The 22,018-nt window shown below is 46.2% G+C and carries 17 protein-coding genes; 3 read left to right on the plus strand and 14 right to left on the minus strand.

Features of this window, described 5'->3' with window-relative positions:
* The first annotated feature begins 81 nt into the window (after positions 1-81).
* Positions 82-615 (plus strand): DUF4136 domain-containing protein, encoded by a 534-nt coding sequence (locus RIG68_RS04810; protein WP_350119281.1) that lies wholly within the window; start codon positions 82-84, stop codon positions 613-615.
* Positions 616-648: 33 nt separating this feature from the next.
* Here the strand turns inward: RIG68_RS04810 and RIG68_RS04815 are convergent, their stop codons facing one another.
* Both RIG68_RS04815 and RIG68_RS04820 read right to left on the minus strand, forming a co-directional pair.
* The gene (locus tag RIG68_RS04815; RefSeq protein ID WP_350119284.1) at positions 649-2,064 is read right to left on the minus strand and encodes a L,D-transpeptidase family protein; all 1,416 of its coding nucleotides are present in this window, start codon (positions 2,062-2,064) and stop codon (positions 649-651) included.
* 33 nt (positions 2,065-2,097) lie between these two features.
* The gene (locus tag RIG68_RS04820; RefSeq protein WP_350078395.1) at positions 2,098-2,511 is read right to left on the minus strand and encodes a hypothetical protein; all 414 of its coding nucleotides are present in this window, start codon (positions 2,509-2,511) and stop codon (positions 2,098-2,100) included.
* Positions 2,512-2,730: 219 nt separating this feature from the next.
* Here RIG68_RS04820 and RIG68_RS04825 point away from each other — a divergent pair, with 219 nt between their 5' ends.
* Positions 2,731-3,765, plus strand: coding sequence for a TolB-like translocation protein (locus tag RIG68_RS04825; RefSeq protein WP_350119287.1), 1,035 nt, complete (start codon positions 2,731-2,733; stop codon positions 3,763-3,765).
* A 6-nt stretch (positions 3,766-3,771) separates the two neighbouring features.
* Here RIG68_RS04825 and RIG68_RS04830 read toward each other — a convergent pair whose 3' ends face one another.
* From RIG68_RS04830 to RIG68_RS04860, 7 genes are all read right to left on the minus strand, one after another.
* The gene (locus RIG68_RS04830; protein ID WP_350119290.1) at positions 3,772-4,335 is read right to left on the minus strand and encodes a transposase; all 564 of its coding nucleotides are present in this window, start codon (positions 4,333-4,335) and stop codon (positions 3,772-3,774) included.
* Between the two features lie 48 nt (positions 4,336-4,383).
* A complete protein-coding gene (locus RIG68_RS04835) occupies positions 4,384-4,662 on the minus strand; it encodes a hypothetical protein (protein ID WP_350119293.1) in 279 nt (92 codons plus the stop codon).
* A 207-nt stretch (positions 4,663-4,869) separates the two neighbouring features.
* The gene (locus tag RIG68_RS04840; RefSeq protein WP_350119296.1) at positions 4,870-5,745 is read right to left on the minus strand and encodes a hydroxypyruvate isomerase family protein; all 876 of its coding nucleotides are present in this window, start codon (positions 5,743-5,745) and stop codon (positions 4,870-4,872) included.
* A gap of 21 nt (positions 5,746-5,766) precedes the next feature.
* On the minus strand, positions 5,767-6,696 hold the full coding sequence (locus tag RIG68_RS04845) for a polysaccharide deacetylase family protein (protein WP_350119299.1): 930 nt from the start codon (positions 6,694-6,696) through the stop codon (positions 5,767-5,769).
* A gap of 58 nt (positions 6,697-6,754) precedes the next feature.
* Complete coding sequence (locus RIG68_RS04850) at positions 6,755-7,807, minus strand: mechanosensitive ion channel family protein (protein WP_350119302.1); 1,053 nt, start codon at positions 7,805-7,807, stop codon at positions 6,755-6,757.
* Positions 7,804-8,211: a gamma-glutamylcyclotransferase family protein gene (locus RIG68_RS04855; RefSeq protein WP_350119304.1), complete on the minus strand. Its 408-nt coding sequence runs from the start codon at positions 8,209-8,211 to the stop codon at positions 7,804-7,806. The genes RIG68_RS04850 and RIG68_RS04855 overlap by 4 nt, the downstream gene beginning before the upstream one ends.
* On the minus strand, positions 8,198-12,484 hold the full coding sequence (locus RIG68_RS04860; RefSeq protein WP_350119307.1) for a hypothetical protein: 4,287 nt from the start codon (positions 12,482-12,484) through the stop codon (positions 8,198-8,200). The genes RIG68_RS04855 and RIG68_RS04860 overlap by 14 nt, the downstream gene beginning before the upstream one ends.
* 174 nt (positions 12,485-12,658) lie before the next feature.
* On the opposite strand from RIG68_RS04860, the gene RIG68_RS04865 reads away from it, so the two are divergent.
* The gene (locus RIG68_RS04865; RefSeq protein ID WP_350119310.1) at positions 12,659-15,280 is read left to right on the plus strand and encodes a WG repeat-containing protein; all 2,622 of its coding nucleotides are present in this window, start codon (positions 12,659-12,661) and stop codon (positions 15,278-15,280) included.
* 35 nt (positions 15,281-15,315) lie between these two features.
* Here RIG68_RS04865 and RIG68_RS04870 read toward each other — a convergent pair whose 3' ends face one another.
* The 5 genes from RIG68_RS04870 to hemC all read right to left on the minus strand — a co-directional run bounded on the left by RIG68_RS04870 (position 15,316) and on the right by hemC (position 22,008).
* Positions 15,316-16,779, minus strand: a complete 1,464-nt coding sequence (locus tag RIG68_RS04870; RefSeq protein WP_350119313.1) for a glycoside hydrolase family 32 protein — start codon at positions 16,777-16,779, stop codon at positions 15,316-15,318.
* Positions 16,780-16,932: 153 nt separating this feature from the next.
* Positions 16,933-19,293: a caspase family protein gene (locus tag RIG68_RS04875; RefSeq protein WP_350119316.1), complete on the minus strand. Its 2,361-nt coding sequence runs from the start codon at positions 19,291-19,293 to the stop codon at positions 16,933-16,935.
* 22 nt (positions 19,294-19,315) lie between these two features.
* The gene (locus RIG68_RS04880) at positions 19,316-20,209 is read right to left on the minus strand and encodes an SDR family oxidoreductase (protein ID WP_350119319.1); all 894 of its coding nucleotides are present in this window, start codon (positions 20,207-20,209) and stop codon (positions 19,316-19,318) included.
* A 3-nt stretch (positions 20,210-20,212) separates the two neighbouring features.
* Positions 20,213-21,076, minus strand: coding sequence for a peptidylprolyl isomerase (locus RIG68_RS04885; RefSeq protein ID WP_502880616.1), 864 nt, complete (start codon positions 21,074-21,076; stop codon positions 20,213-20,215).
* Positions 21,073-22,008 (minus strand): hydroxymethylbilane synthase, encoded by a 936-nt coding sequence (gene hemC, locus RIG68_RS04890; RefSeq protein WP_350119325.1) that lies wholly within the window; start codon positions 22,006-22,008, stop codon positions 21,073-21,075. Before hemC ends, RIG68_RS04885 begins: the two co-directional genes overlap by 4 nt.
* Between the last annotated feature and the right edge of the window lie 10 nt (positions 22,009-22,018).

Raw genomic sequence — 22,018 nt, forward strand, 5'->3', positions numbered from 1 at the left:
AACAAAAGGCATACATTAAATTGATAATTGTCATTCAATGGCCACCAGCACTTCGTTAAGTTTGGTTCTAAAGCAAAACCAATGAACAAGTTAATCGCATGGATCGTGTTTTTAAGCCTGGCCGTGGGCGGATGCGCCACTAAGGTCAGCACCTCATTCGACAGGCAGGCGGATTTTAGCAGGTATAAGACTTTTTGCTGGCTGCAAGGTTGCGAGTTCACCTTTACCGGCCCCGGGTACATGAACGACAGCGCTGTTGTTAGCAACCTTAAGAACGCCATTATCAAAGAAATGGAAGAAAAGGGCTTCATCTACGACGCCGAAAACCCCGACCTCCTGCTCGATTTTCACGTGACCGTGGAGAACAGGCAAACCAATGTGTACAGGTTTGAGGAAGACAGGTTTCTGCAACTCGACCCGGTTGATCAGTCAGACGTCTACTACTTTCTGGAAGGCACCCTCATCATGGACATAGCCGACAGGGAAACAGGCCAAATGATTTGGCGCTCCAGCGCTAGCCGCTATCTGGAACTAAATCCTGAAATGACCGAGAAGAACCTTCGAAAAGGAATTGGAATAGTGTTGAGAAAGTTTCCTCCGAAAGAGAAGAAATGATATTCCTGCCGTGCCTCACTCCTTCGGCCTGTTTCACAGAATCACACGGGAAAGCACCCAACCATCCTTATTATACACATCGGGGTAATAAACTATTTGACCGTCTTCTGCCCAGGCAGTGAAATACCTGACATAAATGGGAATAGGCTGAATGACGCTTATCTCTGTGCGTTTCTTAAGCTTAAAATATTGCTCCAGCAATAAAGGGTTGCTGTATACTGTGTCGTTCCTTACGAGATAATAGGCAAACTCTTCTGCCTTTTCCATGCGAATGCAGCCATGGCTCAGTGCTCTTTCCTTTCTTGAGAAAAGCTTTGGAGCATTTGTGTCGTGCAGGTACACACCAAAAGGGTTATCGAACCGAAACTTAACAATCCCCAGTGCATTTTCCCGCCCTTCTTTTTGGCGGAGATAGTAGGGAAAGTTATTTTCATCGTACTGAGACCAGTCAATGGCCTTCGTATCCACCAGATTGTTTTTGTAGTCGAGCACTTCGTAGAGATGTCGGCTGAGGTAGCCGCTGTCTGTCTTCATCTTAGGCAGAATCTCTTTCACGGCAATGCTCTTTGGTACCGTCCAGTAGGGGTAAATTGTGAAGCACCAGATGCTGCTTTCCAATACTGGCGTGGGAGTACTTTTAGCACCTACTATCACCTTCGACTGGAGTACAGCCTCGCCTCCTTCCATCACAGTAAGCTGATAGGCCGGAATGTTTACGAACACATACCTTTCTGGCAGCGGCCCTGTCTCCCAGCGCCACCTTTCTATGTTGACATTTAACTTCGAAATCTGGTTTTGAGTGCTGACAAGATCAGCCTTTGGATCCAACTGCTCCCTCAAAGTACTCTTTAGCTTCTTCCTTAAGGCCAGGTATTGTTCTCCGCAAGGCTCTTGCGACTCAAGCGACTTCCTTACCTCACCCGTTCTCAGCGCCTCGTTCAAAAGCTCTGCGTAGGCAACATCCATTTCATGGGAGTTGACAACCAGGCGGGAAAGACCATGCCCTAAATGCCTGGCCATGGAGACAAATGCGTCGGTCAGGAGAATATCCAGTCTGTCGGGCGTTGTAAACTGGAAAGCCAGTAGGTCGTTGCGCAACACCTCCAACTCAGCCAGCTTATAGGCTTCGGGTGGCAGGCCATATACCCCGGCATCCCTCACCATCTGCAGCATCGAATCAGCGGCTGGCAGCAAATTGCTGTCGCTGAACCAGGCCAGCGAAGCACCGTTGCTTTTGTAGAACGCCATAACGGACGATGTCGAATTCAGGCCATATTCTTTGAGCAAGGTGGTATCAACTGTCGTGGCAGCCACTCCAATTTCCAGGGAATCGTCCGGGCCACCGAGCACATGGCCCGCTGTTGGTTTGCAACTGTTGAGCACTACCATAACAGCCGCCAATAAAATGGCGATAAACACTGCACTGTGGTATGTGACCCTTTTTCTCATTTCTCTTCACTTGCCCGACCGAAACCCCACTATTCACTTCAACTGAGACTCCTTCACTTCAAACAGGTGCTCCAGCCTGTCCAAATACTCATGCTCAGCCTTGCTTATTCCTCTGAAAGAGACTGCAATATCAGTCGCCGTGGTTAGTATCTTGGCCTTCAGTTTTTCGCTAAATACTGCCTTGTGTATTTCATAATACTCCTTAAAGGTATTGAAGGCCTCCTCCGCTGTCGTGAAGCTGTCGGTCAAGTAATCAAACGATATGTAGATATAATAAGCGGCATCGGTGCCAAACTCATCTGTTGAATGCTCCAAAGGCACCCACTCTTTATTCACAAGTTCTTTCAGCTTTTCCACCTCTTTGTGCTTGAGGTGATTGTCGGCCATAGCGATGGCAAAAAACAGGTTGCCCAGTTGTTCGTAAATCTTTTGATAATTGGTAGTCATGGTTGTAAATGTTTAGTTTCTATTGCTTTGCTCCAGGTGATCTGTCGGTGATGACCTGATCACATATAAAACTACCGTTTTGATGGTGGATATCGGATGATTGAGATCAGTCGAAAAGGCTGATTATGGTCAACCCATTATTTTTGCAAGGCATTTGACAAGTCTGGGAAAAAAGCCACAATATCCCTACGTGCCCTGCGTTTGAACTATATTTAAAATATGAAATTTCTCATCAAAATATTCTTCATACTGCTGATCACTTCTTCCTGTGATAAAAGCAACAAATACTCGGAGGGTCATTTCCCTGATGTAGTGGTCAACTTTGAGGCGGTAAACTCCAGTGAGGATGACTACAACATGGATCTTCCGGTAATTCACGATGAACACATGTTTCATTTCTCATCAAACAGGGGAGATGTAAATCATTACGACATTGTTGGTAAGAACCTCATTTTGCAATGGGACTATGCTGCGGAACATTTAACAATTGATGTAAATAAGGCCCGGGGCACTTCGTTACCGATGCGCTCCCTCTTCGACTCTGTCAACACATTCTGCAATGAACTGGGGCCATACTCATTTACTTACGAAACCCAGGCGAACAGCAACATCCAGCTGACCTATTTGTTCCTGTATGCCAATGATTGTGCCGGCAATTTTGATATCAAATTTACGTATATCGATCCCACTGAAAATAATCAGATACCAGCAGCATCGCCCACCAGCATCGCCATGGTTAACACGGAAGCCAATGAGCTTTATCCAGCATTCTTTGGTAAGGATTTTAAATGGGAATCCCGGTATGCTACCGATCCTACGACAGTAGAGAAGCTGATTTATTGCACAGACAAGGACGGTGTCTATAATTTCTATCAAATCGACCTGACTATTGACGACCCCATTGAGTCACTATCAGATGCGGAGGCTATTGCACCTGAGAAACTCTCTATCAGCAGCGCTGAAGGAAACGACAAATGTGCCTTTATTAATGGCAGGGTAATGGTTTTTACCTCTGACCGACCCGGTGGCTATGGTGGCTTTGATCTGTACTACAGTCTTTACGAAGGAAATGCCTGGTCGGAGCCGGTCAATTTCGGAGAGCGTATCAATACGGAATTTGATGAATACAGACCTGTGATCCTGACCTACGATTCGGGCTTTGACAATAATCTTCTATTGTTCTCGTCGAACAGGCCGGGAGGCAATGGTGGTTTTGATTTGTATTATGTGGGAGTGGAGAAGATGATTAATTAACCGCCATCAATTAGGCTCTTTATCGGCACCTTTCAGCCGATCCGTGTCCCAGTTCGCCGGATTATTGATAATATATTGGGCTATACGATCATAAGATTTTTGATCCCGTATGATATGTTCCCAATAATTCCGTTGCCATAATTTACCTTTAAATTCAGGCCACCTGGCATTTTTTACACCACGGATATATTCGTTGGTTGTCATAGTTTTGAACCATTGTATAACCCGATATAGGGGCGAACCCTTGTGTTCGCCCAGTAATTCCGTGGCCGAATTATTGGTTGAAAAGGATGCGTCCGATGTGTTATTTGGACCGACACACGGGTCGGCCCCTACGGGATTGCCGTTGTTGATTATAATGGCATGGAAATGATTGGGCATCACCTGCCAAACATCACATTTTATATCCGGAAATTTGTTAGGTAATTCCTGTACCCATTTATCAACCATGATCCCGGCGTCATTCAAAATCATGCTTTGGTCAATCACCTCCCCAAAAAAACAATGCCTATCCTTGGTACAAATTGTGACAAAATATGCCCCTTGTTGCGAATAATCATATACCTTCAATCGGATCGATCGGCGATGGTGTTTTTGAGGATCGTAAACCATGGGGGCTTAACCGGCAGCTACAACAATGCCTTTGGTTTCAGCCAATTCCCATATCACCTCTTTTATTTCCTTTGAAATTGACGAAGAAGTGTGGTACTCTACTTTCTGGACACTCTCAGTCAATTCAAAAATTATAGAATATGACAGCAGTGTAATTGCCTTTACATCAGCCCAATGCACAATCGTATTCTTTTGAAAAAAACCACGGCGGATTTCTATGTGCTCATCTGTTACTTTCACCTTTGGAGAATACTTTGACCTTTCGGAGGTGATCGTCAGGGCCATAAAAAAGTAAAATATGCCGCCAAGCATAAGTAGCACGCTCAAAATCCACCACCAGCCCGGACGACTATCCGGCTTCCAAAAATGGAATGATCCCTGGAGTAAAAAAATTGCTCCAGCAAAAAAATAAAGTCCTCTCTGAGCTTTCAGAGAGAACTTATGATTGCCAGATCCTAGAAGGATAGTCTTTTCCAATGCTTCTATGCCTGATTAAACATCACAGATATCAATCGACTGTCTCAGCGAAGCAAACATGTCCTCTCTTTTAGGAATGAACTCTTGCGCCACATAGCCCTTGAAGCCAGTTTCAATAATGGCTTTCATAATAGCCGGATAGTAAAGCTCCTGTGTTTCGTCGATCTCATTACGGCCTGGTACTCCACCTGTGTGGTAGTGCGAGATGTATGGGTGGAATTCTTTGATAGTAGCAATTACGTCACCTTCCATGATCTGCATGTGGTAGATGTCGTACAGCAGCTTGAAGTTTGGCGAGCCCAGCTTGTCAACCAGCTTCACACCCCATGGTGTCAGGTCGCACATGTAGTCGGGGTGGTTGCGCTTGCTGTTGAGCAGCTCCATGCTGATGGTCACACCGTATTTTTCGGCCACCTTCATCACAGGCTCAAGGCCTTTGGCGCAGTTTTCCAGGCCTACCATGTCATCCATGCCATTCCTGTTGCCAGAGAAGGTAATCACATTGGTAAAACCAGCATCAGCTGCCTTTGGTATTGATGCCGTAAACTGCTTCAGCAGCTCAGCATGCAGGCTTGGGTCGTTGAATCCTTTGTTGAGTCCAATGTTTGAGCCGTAAGCCATGGCGCAATGCAGGTTATACTTCTTAAGTGTAGGCCAGTCTTTTTCACCCAGCAGCTCCACCGACTTGATGCCTATATCAACAGCCGCTTCACAAAGCTCCTCTATCGTTTTCTTGCCGTAGCACCATTGGCAAACAGAGTGGTTGATATTGCCTTTCCGTGCTGCTTTGCCGGTTGCCGGAGTCGCCTGGCTTATGATAGATGGTGCCATCGCCACTCCCAGGGAGGAGACGGCCATCTTTTTTAATGCTTCTTTTCTCGTAATGTTCATGGTAAATATATTTTAAGTAGGCTATTTCTGGTTAAACGTTATTTCCTGTATCTGTCGCCAGGTCACTGGCTGAATTCCCTCGCTTTTGAGCACTTCTTTAAATTCATCACTCAGCACATAATCGAGGTCTCTTTGCCGCCATGCAGCTCCAAAGTCGGGGTGATTGACTGTCACTGCCTGCATTTCGTCGTCATCATAAGCCAGATGCACCAGCAACACATTAAGTCCGGGCTGCAGCTCTTTCATCCAACCTGTGTAGGTACTGCCCCACTGGTCGGCAGCCACACCCTCCCCCATCATATATAGACGGTTAACCGGCACGAAAACCTCATCTATCGCCTCAAAAAGTGGTGGCGCTGCTTCCAATAATCCGGCCGGAATCATCACAGGTATGCCAAACTCCCTCCCCACCTTTTGGTATATTTTGAAAAGGTCAGAGGTTTGAAACAGGCTCCCCATGTGAGAATCGAGGTGTGAGGGTTTCAGGCCTGCGTCGATTGCCATTTGCACCTGCGCCCTTATTTCCTTCTCCACCTCTTCTGGTTTGGCATTCTGTGCCACTTCCTCAGAAGTAGGATAGAAGAATCCGTCGGCTCCGATAAGACTCGGAATTTGTGACGGCATTGAAACTCCATCCCATTTGTAGTTTTCCCATTCGGCCGTCAATGTAAGATGAAGGCCAAGGTCTTTGTCGGGGTGTTCTTTTCCGTATTTCGCAATCTCAGGAAACCATGGGCAGGGCACCATAATGCTGGCGGAGCTGATGCCGCTTTTTTCAAATGCTTCGATAGAGGCCGCATTTTCTGAATGTGCTACTCCCAGGTCGTCGGCATGGATAATCAGCAGCTTGGTGTCAGCCGGATAACCCAGCTTTTCTGCCGTATTGGGTGGTTGACAGGCAACGATGGCTGCCAATAGACACAAAAAAATCAGTATTTTTTTTGAAATCATGAAAGCGGGTGTAATAATCGACTATCAAATTATCACCTATTCCCCTATTTCAAAAGCTTTATTCCTTTTTATCCACAGGCTCCATCAAAACCCGTGTGGTTGGCAGATAGTGTGGGTAGTTGTCTTTAATAAAGGTGATAAGCATTTCCCGCACGTTGCACCGCAGGTCAAAGGCATCTGACGAATTGCGGGCAGAAACCAGGGCTCGCACCAGCATGGTGGACTCTGTGGTGTCGGTGACCTGAACAACTTGTGTCTCTTTGTCCCAGAGAGGATCCGTTTTCAGGTATTTTACCAACTGCTTACGTAACGGCTCCAGAGGAAGTCGGAAATCGGTATAAATAAACACCGTACCAATCAGGCTGGCCTCGGTTCTTGTCCAGTTTTGGAAGGGTTGCTCCACAAAATAAGTGATGGGCACCACCAGCCTTCGTAAGTCCCATATCTTCACCACCACATAAGTGAGATTAATTTCCTCAATCCTACCCCACTCCTTTTCCACTATCACCACATCGTCTATTTTGATGGGTTGGGTAAAGGCAATTTGCAGCCCTGCAAGCAGATTGGAAATAGTCTTTTGCGCAGCTAAACCTACAATGATAGAGAGAATGCCGGCAGATGTAATAAGTCCAGCTCCAAATTTTCTACCCTCCTCAAAACTTAGCAAAATGGCGGATAAAGCGATGATGCATAACCCAACAATCACCAGCTTTTTCATAAACGTAAGCTGGGTAATGACCTTTCTTTCCTGGATATTGTCATCCTTCTCTATGTCATATTGACTGAGGATAATATCCTGAAAAACTTTGGTTAATCTGATAAGAAACCAGGTACCCGAAATAATAAGCAGTATCTGAAACAACTGTCGCCAGTTGTGGAAGGTGTCTTCAGGATCGTAGAAAGTGAAAGTCAGGAAAATTACCAATATAGGTACCAAAGTGAGGCTGGCGGTCTTTACCTTTCTGAGTGATTTGATGAAGTCAGTTTGATCACTTCCTCTCAGCCCTAGTTTTATGCTTAGAACGATAAAAAACCTCAGGATCAGCCCACCAACAATTCCACTTAGAATGATTAGTAATGGCAAAGGAATTTTATTGAGAAAATCCGTCATAGTTCACTTATGTCTGGATAAAACCTGCCGCCGGCAATCAGCTTTCCTTTCTTCGGGCCGGTGAATAAATAAGTCCACGCAGTGAATAATTTGCCATCCAGTCTTACTTGTACCTGCCCTCTGACATACTCTTCGCCTACTAACAACACTGGGTCGACCCCCTCATATTCATCAAGGGTGGCCCAAAAAGTTACTCCGGACGATTCCTTGATTTTGTACAATTCACCAAACGCCAGCGCTTCAGGTGACAGCACCAGGCCCGGGTACCAGGAAACATGGTAAAGGTACCCACTACAGCTGGCCTCTCCCAGCAGGTCAGCATTTTTCCTAAGAAAAACTGCATAGGGCCCTTCGAAACCCGACATGAGTGTGCCGTAGACAAAGATCAAATCACTTTTCTTCATTTGTTCCGCTTTGCTGAATGGCATTCTTCTCGTACACCTCCTCCTGCCATTGCTTGATTTTGTCTTTGTTGCTCCGGGCACCAATACTGCTGATAACACCACTTAAAAACGCCTTTGACCAATAATTGATAATACTCCTTGATGTATCCCTTTCGAAGAAAATTCCGCCCTGGCGGGTAGAAAAAAGAGTAGGGTTGTTAGAGGAAACGATAAATGCGTTGGCAAAAAAACTTTCAAAGGCCTTCCCGGTTCCCTGTTTTTCCTCTTTTCTATTTAGCACGTTTATCTTTAAATCGTTGTAAAGAAAATCCATGTTGCCAACAGCCACAGACGTATCGGCCTCAAAGTTGAAATAGGCTTCGTTGAGTTTGCCGTCCCTCACCTGAACAAAAGTTATTGGGACAAGAAAAGAGTTTGCTTTTTGAAGATCCGTTGGGCCGACAGTGCCGGTCACATAATGGGTACCAGCTTTGCTGGTCAAATCAAACACAAAGTCGGCCTTCAGTAGTCCGGCATCCATCATGAGCGCCTGCGCATGTAAATTGGCGTAAGAGTTACGGGCAATGGCCTCAGGCTTATTGGTGATGTTTGTTCCCCGTGCGCTGAGCTCCGAAATCATCAACTCGCCTGGCTCGGTGCCATCCTCGGCAAACTCCAGGTAGAGCAAGGCGCTATTTGTGAGCAAAAGCGAGTCGATTTGCAATGGCATTTTCATTTCCAAAAGCTGAAGCTGTGGCAAGCTTCTTACCTGGTCAGCAGGAAATGGCATGCGTTTGTCCTTAAACATGCGAACATAAAAATTGCTTAATTCGACCTTGCGAGCGACAATTTCGTCACCCTGAAGCAACCCAAAAAGATTGGGATCATATAATGCTATCTGTCGCCCCTTCGCTTGTACCCAGGGAGTTTGATGCCCTACCACATGGGCATGCTCGTACATACCGTAAAACGGCAACACGGTAGGCCCCTCAATCACCACCTGTGGTGCCTGAGAGTTAATAGAAAGTCTGTCAACTTGAACTCTATAGAGGCTGTCGGGCAAGCGAAAAGCGATATTGTCCAACGACACCTTATAAGCTTCGCTAAACAGCAAACGATCTTCTTTCATCTTCTGATTCTCATTCATCAGGAAACCCCTGAGCTGTATCTCGAACGAAGGAATCTCCCACGAACGGTTCTTTGCTGCATTCTGATAGCTTAGCTTGTCGCCGTCGATGTTGATATACCTCACTTCCAAATTACCAAGTGCAGCATTTCCGTTTGCTGGCTTAATCTTGCCGCTTTTTGGGGCTGCATTATTTCTATCATCTATGGCTAAAAAATCTAACCTGGCCTGTATCGAATCTGCGGAAAAATTGCCGGTAAGCAGCAGTTCCTTTAAATCCAGCCCGGAAATATCGAGCTGCGGAGCAAAAGCCATAGCAATAAACTTGCCTTCCCTGTCAGTAGCCAGACGAAAGTCCAGTAGAGAAATCTTCCGGTCGGCCGTGCTTAGCAACAATCTGTTCAAGGTAAAAGTATCGAACCCGTCCAGCCAGGAAAAATCCTGCTGGTTTGTCTCCATAGATATATCCCGGGCAAAGCCTATGGGCGAACTGGCAACGGTAGACTGTTTGTCGAAATAGATGTCGCCCAGGTCAAAGTTGATATTGCTAATCCTTTTTGAAATGGTGTCCTGTCGGGTTGTGAGCAAGCGCAGAGGAAAGTGTATCTCATTTCCTTTCACATAGTCATAGCCACCAAGTATCCGGGTTTTTACTTTATTGATTGCGGCTTCAATTCCTTTTCCCTCAGACGACCCTGCTGCGACCGTCCATTCGATGCTCGCTCCGCCGAAAGTTGCCCGGTTCCATTTAATATGATCACCCTTTATAACTGCCAGTATATCTATTCCGCTGATGTCAATACCCGGTGTAACAAGCCTGGCAAGCCCCTTTCCTGGTGGCAGTGTATAGTTAAAATTGAGGGTGGAAAAAGTTGAGTCACTAAGTGACGCTTTAATCTCTTTCACATCCATGTTCACCTTGCCCGGCAAAGCAATTTTGAGTCCGGCAATACTTGTGCTTGCATCGTTTATATGCCAATTCGTAGTCCGGCCGATTTGGTACCCAACACCGGTCATTTCAATTGAGTAATCGGAAAGTTGCAGCGAAGAAGTGTCTCTCAGGTTCACAAAAAGATTGCCTCTGTATATGTCCAGTTTCTTTACTTCCACTTTCCCCAGAGAGGCCTTTTTCAGGCCTTTCCGCCTCTTGTATGAGTTGATCCTGATGTCGGGGTTTATCAACATCACGCTGTCGGCCAGCCATTCACCCTCTATCAAAAATTCTTTCAGGTAAAAACCGGTCATTTTCATCTGTCTGATTTTCCCCTCAGCCGACCAGCCTGATGGCGTATAGGGCGTTACCACCACGTTCTCAACGATGTAATTACCCTTGATCGGGTTAAAACTGAAATCTCCTATCTCCAGAATATGGGAATCGTCAGGGAAAAGCAGCCGGGATTGCCCCACTTTCACAACTAAATCATCGGCGTGAAAAAATTTTGTTGAGTCGAGCTGAGTAAGGCTATCGACCCGGAAGGAGCTTGCAAACACCTCGATTTCCGGCGAACTGAACCGCTGTTTTTCTCTATCGTAGAAATACACTTCACTTTTGTCTACCTGAAGTTTGGCCACCGACAGACTTGAGAAGATATGGCTGATATAGGGGTAAAAGTTAGCTATTTCACGGAAGCCAACTTTCTTCTTTGGGTCATTGAGCCTTTTTAGAAAAAACTCAGAGCTACTCACCTCCAGCTTCCCGACCACCAGTTCTTTGTTTTCCCAGCCGTTCCAAAGCTCCACCTGACTAAGCTCAAAAGAAGGCACATAAAATCGCTTTTGCATATCCGCCTTCTCAGCAAACCACCTCTGACTCAATCCCGGTATTGGTGCAATCACCAGGCTGTCGCCACGAATAATGGAATCGAGTGTTGAAAACCGGAATTTCTTAATAAACAACCGGTGAATGCTGTCTGGCAGAAAGTAAGCGTACTCATCAACTGTAAAATCAATGTGCTCAAAAATCTTGTTGTCCCGGCTAAAAATAACGGTGCTGGTGTCTATTCTAAACTTTCTGAGCCCCACACTGGCATTTTGAACTGTGAAGCGATCCTGGTTCTTTCCTCCATAGAACTTAAGATCCAACAGGGCCCTGTCTAGGTCAAAGTTTTGAACTTCAATAACATCGAAAAGAGAGGTGAGAAGCTCTACAATAGAAGTACTCTCCTGATTTTCTCCCCGCTTTCTGGTGACCCTGGTTACCTCGTTAATATTGATGGCAGGCTGTTCAAAAAATATTTCTCCTATTTGAAGGATATTGTCGTTGTAGGCCTGAATAAAGTCGACGTTTGTTAGCCTAAACTTAGGAATGAAAACCTCGTAGCTATTTACGCTGTCGGGCACTGGCAGCTTTTCCACCCTTGGTTTAAGCTTTAGGTTGGTAAATACAATGTCGGAAGTCTCGGTTGACAGGGAGAGGTCGTCGAACTCTACCACGTGGATGCTGTCTGCCAACTTCACGCTCTGCTTACTTATTTGCAATAAAAGCTTTTCGGTATTCAAAAACCTGTCTTCCTTCTTCACCGACTGCCCTATCTCGAAGTTATCAACTGACGCATTGACCGGGCCTACCAGGTAGGTCTGTTGAACATCATTCAGATCTTTGATATAAGTGAAATAGCCTTCAGTGATTTTGAAGTCTGTAATCTCAAAATGATTAAGGTAATCTGTTATCAGCTGATAAAAATCTCCCGCTTCCAATGACAGCGTGACAGATTTCTCCTCCTTTGGGTTTTTATACCATTTGATATCGGGCTGAAGAATATCTATTGCCGTTACCTGAAGATTGCGGTTAAGGTATAGGTTGTACAAACTTTTAATTCGCAACGTGAGAAGCGGTATGTGGGTGATATACATGTTCTCCCGGCTATCTTCCCCCGAATGGAATCGATTTTGTGAAACCGAGTCTACATTCAGGCGAAAGTTGCTGAAATTGATTTGGCGCCGGAAAAGATCAATTTCAATTTTATCGAAGCTAACGCCGTAAAAACCATTGCTCTCCTCCTCCACTACCTGCACAATGATGGTTCCGGCAAGCTTAACAGCCATCTCCCTGAGGGTGCCAATAGATAAAAAGTACAGAGCCACTGCCGACAATGTGGTAATGACAGTAATCTTCAGCAGATAACTTGAAAGCCGTGTCTGTTTTCGGGGTGGGCGGGGAAGCTTCATAAATTACACCATAGCCATCAGGTTTTTTGTAAATACTTACTAATACTGAAATTTGCTAATCATTCAGTACAAAGAGAAGTGGTGTTGTCTGCTTAGCCACAATAAAATTAGTAATTTCGCAGTCTATAGTAATTGAGATCAGCTAAAATATATCGGTATCGACTATTTATGAAAATGCACAAACCCTTCTTGCTGGTACTGACAGTGCTGATAAGTTTTTCGTTGCATGCCGATAAAAACAAAAAAGCTGCCAAGGCACTAGCCAAGGGCGATGTAGACAAAGCCAGGGAAATAGTGATTGAATCGCTACAGGACGACATCGTTAATCCAGGGGGCAATTATCTCTACTCACTTATCTACACGATTGACTCACTTCCTGATTACAGTATTGACAGCGCCCAAAAATATATACTTGCAGCAAGAGTCGACTGGCCATTGCTTACTGAAAAAGAGCAGGGAAAAAGTATCAAGAATGGGTTTTACCCGTCTCTTTTTGAAGTACAAAAGGAGCGAATAGACAGCCTGGCGTTTCTAAGAGCTGTCGAACAGGGCGATGTTGCGGCCTACGAAGACTTCATGGCGCAATTTGCTGATGCCGACAAGGTGCCCCTTGCCAGAACAAAAAGAGATAGTGTCGCTTTTAGCAATGCCTCCGAAGTCAACACATGGCAGGCCTACCAGCGGTTTTACGAAACCTACCCCGAGGCTGAGCAGGTGACTGAAGCCCAGGAACGGTATAAAGTGCTTATTTTCAACGACCTTACGAAAGATAGAAAGCTTAGCAGCTTCAAAGATTTTCTCAGAAATTTTCCCGCTACCCCTTTTAGAAAGGAGGCCGAAGAGCAAATATTCGAAATCATGACTGCGGCCAATGAGCCCGAGTCGTACCTTAGGTTCATGGCAGAGTACCCCAACTCGCACATGAAAAAACGGGCTTTCGATTTCCTTTTTACCATTGACCAGGCAGCCTATAACTTTCAATACTACTCACGTTATACCCCCACCAGAGCCATTCAGGATTCGCTTGACAACCTGAGAAAGCTTGAAAACATGTATCTGGTGCCATTTTACGAAAATGAGAAATATGGTTTTTTGAAGCCAAACGGTGCCGTGCTGTTTGAGCCTACCTTTTCATCGATAAGTAGCGGTTACCTATGCGGCGACATTGTAAGTGAGTTTTTGATGGTGGATGGTAAGATTATTAACCGTCAGGGAGCTGTAATTACGGAGGGGGAGTTTGATGTTGTTGAGAGTATCGGCGGTGGGTTGATCAAGGCGGGATCGGAAGGGAAGATGGGAGTCTGGCACAAATCCGGCTACCAGATTCTTGCCCGGCAATATGACGACATTGCGCTGCTCGACAACAGGTTGCTGCTCATCACAAAAGGAGAAAAAGCTGGCCTGGCTACCTACAATGGCCGGATTCTTGTCAGTCCGCAGTATGATGACATTACTGTGGAAGGCCAATTCTGGATTTTTATAAAAGATGACCTGTTGGCCTTCACCAACATTAAAAAAATTGCTGCCGTTGCCAATCAGGAAGAGCTAAAGCTTTCTTTCGTCTACGAGGAATTGGAAAAGTTGCCAAACGGAGACATGATTGGCTACAATGGTGATTCAGAATGCATCATTGACAAAAACCAGGAAGTTGTTATTCCGATGGGTGTTCAAAATATCTATCCCATGGGAGACAACTGGCTCGTGAAGCAGCCTTTTGGCTACCGTATTTTCTATGCTGACACTCGAAAATACTCTGACAATCTTTTTCCGGAAGTTGAATTCAATTCCCAGTGGCTGGCATGGAAAAGCGACACAGCATGGGCACTTGTTAATAAGCAGAGCGCCCGGGGGATCATTTTCCGACTCGACTCTGCAAAACTTATCAATGAAGACGTTGCTCTTACCTTTAAAGACCTGAAAGGCACTGCACACTTTAATAACGGTGGCAGGGTCGATTTCATCAAAGGTGATAAGGTGTACGTGCTTGGTGATCCCTACCGGCAAGACAGCTATGACAGCAAAAGTCAGTTTTTAGTTATCGAAAATAGTAAGCTAAAAAAGGTTTACAATATGCAGGGAAGGCTTCTATTTGACTTGAAACAAGGCTCGCTTCGTTACCTTTCTCCAAATTATCTGGTTGTTGAAAACAGAGGGAAGCAAGGCATTGTGGACACCACGGGCAGGCAAACCCTGGCCATCAAATACGACGGAATTGGGCAAGCTGATGCAGAAGGGCTGGTGACCGTGCTGCTCGATGGCAAATTTGGCAGCTATCACCTGGCCACCGGTGCGCTGGCAGCCCCTAAATACGAAACACGGGCAAGGTATTTTAATGACCAATTGCTCACTACCACCTTCAAGGGTGCAACAGGCCTAACCAACTTTGAGGGAAAAACCGTGCTCCCCTTTGAGTATGAGAAGGTGCAGGTTTGGAACGACACACTGGTGATGGCTCAGAAAGAGGGCTTATGGAGCATCACTTCCCTGGATGGAAAAAAAACGTACTATATGCCTTTCATCAACTTTCAGGTGGTGAGAGATGACAAGGAAGAAAGAATCCTAAAGATATATACTAACGATGGATATGGGGTTTTGAGCAGCAAAAATGGCGTTGTACTCGCCCCTACTTACAACGACCTTGTTAACCTTGGAAGCGACACCCTCCCGCTTTATTTCGCCGAAAAGCATGTGCGGGAAGCCGAATTTTATGTGGTAGTATACGCCGATGCCAAAGGCAATCCCATCAAATCGCAAGCCTTTCGGGGTGAGGAGTATGACAAAATCTTCTGCCAGTAATCGCTCATGCTAACAAAGCAAGCGAAAAATGGTTGCTACCAAATAGCTTCTACTTTGCTGAGGGTTACATTTTTCACTACTGCACCTTCCTGCCAGCCCACCGTAAGCTTATCGTAAGGTTGTGTTGGAAAAACCAGCTCGGTCAGTACCAGCTCACCTTCATTGATAAAAACCTCCAGGGATGCAGTGTCGACAAATATCCGAATAGAGGCTGGGCGTGTGCCATTAGGGAGCTTTCCGCTATGACTGGCAGCAAAGCCCTTCTCAAAACCTACCAGGCCAGATTTTGACCTGTCGATTGAAACCACTGAGTCTGAAAAATCAATCAACACAACTTCATCAGTACCATTGCCCAGGCTGATTGAAAGACCATCGAAGCTGGCGCCGTCCAACACCATGTCAATCGCCACAAGAGCATCAGTAAGCTCGATTATCTGACCATTTTCTGGTTGGAAAGATTCCCCACTGCCAACAATGTTCCCAACCTCCGCTACAGGGAAGTTGGTCAACACAAGCTCGCTCCCGACCTGCTTTAGCTTAAGTTCCCTTGGCAAAGTCATAGCACTTCTCCAGGCTTCGGTGGGCACCACTTGTGCATATTGCCAGTTGCTCATCCAGCCGAGGAAAAGTCTTCTGCCATCTTCTGCAGGCACATCCGACCAGGTGACCCCGGCGTAGTTGTCGGTGCCCTGATCTACCCACCTCGTGGTAGGTATTTCTTCATCGGGTACAAACTGCTTGCCATCAAAACTTCCCACGAAATATTGTGTAGCCGACCCACCATTAGGCCCGCCGGGATTGATGCTCACCAGCAACACCCATTTTTCTTCATCGCTATCCTCGACCTTCAGTTGAAAAAGATCGGGGCACTCCCAAACACCGCCGTGAGCTCCTAATTCTTTGCCGAAGTCACTTTCGAAAGCCCAGCTCTTCAAGTCAGGCGAGCTGTAAAAGCTAATGTGGTCGGCAACAGCCAGCGTCATGATCCATTTCCCGGCGGCAGCATTCCAGCTGACCTTGGGGTCACGGAAGTCACGAATTCCCTGATTGGGAAGCACAGGGTTTCCCTGATACTTAGTCCAGTTGCGACCCTTGTCAAGGCTGAAGGCTATTCCCTGGTATTGAAAATCATCTTTTCCGGCCTTTTCCATTGCTGCGTCGTGATAGGTAAAAATGGCCACCATGGCGGGGTTGTCTTCAGTGCCAAAGCCAGATGTGTTGTTCCAATCAACCACTGCACTGCCCGAAAAGATATAGCCGAGGCTGTCAGGATAAAGGGCAATAGGTAAGTGTTCCCACTTCACCATGTCAGAACTCACGGCATGCCCCCAGTGCATAGGCCCCCAAACGGTGCTGTCGGGGTAATACTGGTAAAACAAATGATATTCACCTTCATAATATACCATCCCGTTGGGGTCGTTCATCCAGTGGGCTTCAGGAGAGAAGTGGAACTGAGGACGGAATTTCTCCTGATAGAGTTTTGCCTGGGGTTCTTTCATTGGCTTACTTTGACACGCTAGCAGGTATAGGAACAAGCATAACAGGGAGGTTGTTTGAATGGCTTTCATAAGTGCCAATATCTGGTTTTACCCGAAGATATCGAAACAAGTAGCCACTTTCATGAAAATTTCTAATTGCTGCTAAGCTGGCGCTCACTTCTTTTGCAAAATCTGTATCGGAAAGTCGTTGCCAAATGAGAAGCTGGCGGGGTATTGTGATTTACCCTTGTACTCCTCTGATAGGGCTGGCACCCGCTGCTCAATATAAGAGCTCAACTCTCTGATGGTAATGATCCCATCAGTCGAAGAAGCCATGTTTTTGCCGGACAACCCTTCGAGGATGGAGTAGGTAAAAACACCGTGGCCCAACTGTTCAAATTCGGTGGCAAATTGCTCCGAGCCCGCAGCCGTAAGCCAAAAGGTGCCGGTGCTTCTGGCCAGCTGCGCCAGGGCTTTCTCCTCAGCCGCTCCTCTGGTGGCAACTGTTTGCAGCGCACCGGCCGACTGGCAAGCGTCGATAATAAAGACCTGCTTCTGGGCATTTATTTTCATAGAAAGTTCTTTCAGATCTGCAGCCGAAACAGCCCTGTCCTTCAAGGAGCCAGCGTTTCCATACATTTGGGTGACATCATAAGGCACTAAATAAAATTCATTCTCCGCATCTTCCTCACTTACAGTGCCGTGGCCTGCATAGTAGAACACAAACAGATCTTGCTCATTGATGTTCTTTGAAATCTTTGCAAAAGCGGCAAGGATACTCTCCTTAGTGACCTGGCTGTCGTAGAGTTCAGTCTTCTCCACTTTTGCAAACAAGTCCGTGCTGGAAGCATCCAGCTGCTTAGCCACACTCCTGGCGTCTGTTAAAGCGTAGTTGAGCTCATATTTAGGGTTCTTGTATTTGTTGATCCCCACAATAAGCGCCACCAACTTGGGCCTGGCCTCTGCATTCGCCTGATACTTGACGATCAGTTTGGCTTTTTCTGACTCTATGCCCTCTTTGTTGACTGCCACGGCATAGAAGTAGTTTTCTTCCCCATAAGCATTGTTGAGACTGGCGGTAAAATCAAAGTCGGTGCTGTTTCCCAGGCTTTTCTTAGTGGCTAGCAGCTTGGCATTGTGGTAAAGCCTCACTTCTGTGGTGTACTCCGGATGTTCAGTAATCTGCACCTTCAGTTCCAGATTCTTTTGGCTACTGGTGACAGGCGCAGAACCTCCTGTTGCATTTTCAGCCAGGGTCAAAGTGATGGAAGAAACATGCTCTATGTCTTGCTCTAAAGTTGCGCTGCTTGCCGAAATGGTAGCTCCTGAGAGGATTTTGGCCAATAAGTTGGGTGTGTAGTACTTATCAAAAGTGGCATCAAGACTTACCCGACTGAGCAAATTTCGCTCTGTCCAGTAAATTTTTGCAATGGCCTCGAGGCTTCCATCGATTTGCCCTCCTCGGGACACGGTGACAAGATCGTCGTTGGCGTCAGCATAAATAAACCCGACGATTTCATTGGCCTCTATATTGTAAATCTGCGTGACGTTGTTATTACTATAGTTAATCAGAAAGCTTTTTCCGTCGTGCAGCGGATAAATTCTCTTTTTATCGACCCCCTGGTTGGCCGGTGCCATCATCAACTTGACCTTGTCTCTCTTAGTAGAAAAAACTTTTTCCTTTGAGGAAATATCGAACACATCAAAACTGTAGTCGACGCTACTGCTCATCAGCAAGTTGTCCTTAAGCACGGCTGACGTATAAAGCGAAACAGAAACCAGGTTAAGCTGGTCGTAAATTTTATTATACCGTTTTGCGGATATTTGATACTCCCAAAAGGCGATCTTACCCGGTAGGCCTTCGCAAGAAATAATGCTCTTACCATCTACCGAATACTGAACAAAATGATAGTAGGCTTTCCTAAGCTCCTCGATTACTTTGCCCGACTGAATATTGTAAACAATTGCTGGCTCGGCTCCGAGGTATCCAGACTTAAAGCTGGCCAGTAAATTGCCTCCATTTGGGTCGAAATCCAGGCCACTTACGTGATGCGATACGCCACTGATTTTTTGAACCTGCTTCGCATTGTCCGAAAGGTTGTACACATAAATTTCAGATCCGTCAGTCCCAACAGCCAGGAGATTGTCGGTGTAGCTGATTGCCACCCTGGTAATGTCCTTTGCCACATCGATTGCGGCCAACTGCTCCCCATTTTTACTGTCGAGAATCACAATGGAATGACCCTCCACGCTAACAACCTCATTCTTTGATTGACTAATTCTCAGATCAAATGGCGATTGATGAACACCCCTGAATGTCCTGACTGTTTTTCCAGACACGGCATTCACCAGCTTGATCGTTTTGTCATCGAAGGCAAATGCTATTAGTTGACCATCGTTGGAAACAGTAAGGCTGTTTTGCTTCGAGTGAACCTGCTCTTCATCATAGGTCAGCCGTAATTTGTCGACGGTGGTTTGAGCAAACAATGACCCTGTAGAAATGGTGAAAAAAACGAAGCAGAGGGACAGTTTCATCAGAACCAGTTTTGAGGATTGTCTATTTCTTCAGTTGCTCTGCCAGCACGGCTATCCCTTCTTCAAAGCTGTGAGGGTTGTAGCCGAGCACCTTCTTTGCCTTGTCCAGCACAAAGCCCGTTTTTGGCGGACGTTTGGCTGGCTGGCTAAATTTTGAGCCATCCGTTTCATTGATCAGGGACTTATCCAGTCCAAAATAGTCGGCAGTGGCAATGGCCATTTGATAAGGATTCATGAAGTCTTTGCCAGAAATATTAAAAACGCCTTTAGCCTTTTTCTTCGCAATGAGGTAGCAACCCATGGCAAGGTCTTCTGCCAGCGTGGGGGTTCTCCACTGGTCGTTCACCACGTTGATGGTTTTGCCCTCCTCCAGGCTTTTCTTTACCCACAAAATAATGTTGCTCCGGCTCATGTCGAAAGCAATGCCATACACCAAAACGGTACGGGCCATGGCCCAATCTATTTTGCCAGCCATCACGGCCTTTTCCGCTGCCAGCTTGCTATCGCCATAGTAGCTCACCGGATTGGCTTTGGCCTCCTCGTCATACGGGCCGTCCTCCCCATCAAAAATAAAGTCGGTGGAAAGGTGCAAAAGAAATGCACCACTAGCCTCGCAGGCTTTTACTATGTTTTCCACCGCCGTTACATTTTGCAACCAGCAGCCCTCCTTGTCTGTTTCGCACTGATCTACATTAGTCATCGCAGCAGTGTGAATGACCACTTCCGGTTTTTCAGTAGTGATGACTTTTAGTGTCTCGGCAGCATTGGTAATATCCATAGACTGGTACCGGACGCCCTCCAGAGGAATTCTGCTAGCTCCCCTGCCCGTAGCAAGAAAGTCTTCGCCTTTTTCTTTCAGAAGTACTACCAGCTTTTGGCCCAGCAGGCCATTGGCCCCGGTGATCAGTATAGACATAGCTTATTCATTATATTGAATACCGTATTTTTTTGTCAACTCCTTTTTGGGCACTTCTTCCACCTCTACAGTCATGTATACTTCAACAGCAGGTACGGTCTGCACAGTTTTGACTGCGGCAATTTTATCAACAACGTCTAATCCTTCTACTACCTGTCCAAAAATTGTATACTCGTCGTCGAGGTGGGGAGCCCCGCCTATCGTTGTGTATGCCTCTACCCTTTCAGGTGAAATAGTTTTATCAATGTAAATATCAGTGGTGACTTCTTCCTTAACGAGCGGAATAAGGCTCTGTACTTCGGCGGTATAGGCATCAAAATTTCCCGTCTTCCGTCCCTCCATATAAAGCTCAGTCAATCTGTTTTTCACCGCAACCTGCGTAGAATCTTCCAGTAGTTTTCTGATGGCCATTCCAAGCTTTTCCTGGTCTACTTTCAGGGCTTCTTCCGATTCATAAACCGTGCCCTGCACTATGTAAAACTGGTTGCCGCTTGAGGCCCGGTCGGGGTTAACTTCGTCTGGCTGTCGGGCCGCAGCCAGTGCCCCTTTTTTATGAAAATACCTGGGTATAAATTCAGCAGGGATAGTATACTCTGGTTCCCTTTCTCCTCTGGGCTTTTTGCGGTTGATATCACCTCCCTGAATCATAAAATTTTCCATTACTCTGTGGAAAATTGTACTATCGTATTTGCCACTCTCTGCCAGCTTCAAAAAGTTTTCTTTGTGTTGGGGAGTCTCATCATACAATACCGCCTTCATGTCGCCGTACGGCGTGTGAATTGTCACAAGATAGTCCTTGTTTCCACGGCAAGATGTAATCAACGCCACAAACGACAGTGCCCAAAATAACTGCTTCACTCTGCTCATTTTTTAAGTTGAATTTTAATCTCTTTCAATATAGCGTCTCCACCCTTGGCAAGAAGTTTTTCTGCCAACTTTTTGCCGATCGCCCGTGCGTCAGCAACTTTTCCTGTAATAGCGTCCTGCACAATCCTTTTTCCATTCAGGCTAATGATACCCCCTTTGATCTTAAGTCTGTCCTCATGCAAAGTGGCCAGTCCAAATACCGGAATGCTGCAGCCCCCTTCCAGCGTTTCCAAAAAAGCCCTTTCGGCTATGAGTCTTGCGGCAGTGCTTTGGTGGTTAACAGCATATGCGATGGCTTTTTTGATCATTGGATCAAGAGAAGTACTCGCCTCCACAGCTACCGAGCCCTGACCAACAGCCGGTACAAACAAATCTGTATCGAGCACCTGAGCAATTTTGTCGGCAAGGCCCATGCGATGCACGCCGGCATATGCCAGCAAAAGCGCATCACAATGACCTTCTTCCATTTTGCGAAACCGGGTTTGAAGGTTTCCCCTCACTTCCACCGTCTTAATATGCGGAAAATAGTGCTTCAACACGGCGACTCTCCTCGTAGAAGATGTCCCCACCACAATCGGTGTCGTTCTGTCCTCGAGCGAAATCCCTTTTTTGTGGCTTACCAGTACATCATTCACTCTTTCTCTTTCAGTAAAAGCAATGATCTCAAAGCCCCTGGGCAGGGTCGATTGCATATCCTTGGCGCTGTGAACGGCGATGTGCACATTTCCGCCGGCCAGTTGCTCCTCCAGTTCCTCAGTAAAAACCCCTTTGCTGCCTATTTTGGCTATAGAAACGTCAAGAACTTTATCGCCCTTTGTTTCGATGGTAACCAGCTCGGTAGCAAGGCTAGCTTTGCTCAAAAGCCCAGCAATGTGCTCAGCCTGCCACATAGCAAGCAAACTTCCTCTGGTTCCTATTCTTATTTTCTCCACTACAACTAGC

Source organism: Imperialibacter sp. (assembly GCF_040222385.1).
Lineage (GTDB): Bacteria > Bacteroidota > Bacteroidia > Cytophagales > Cyclobacteriaceae > Imperialibacter.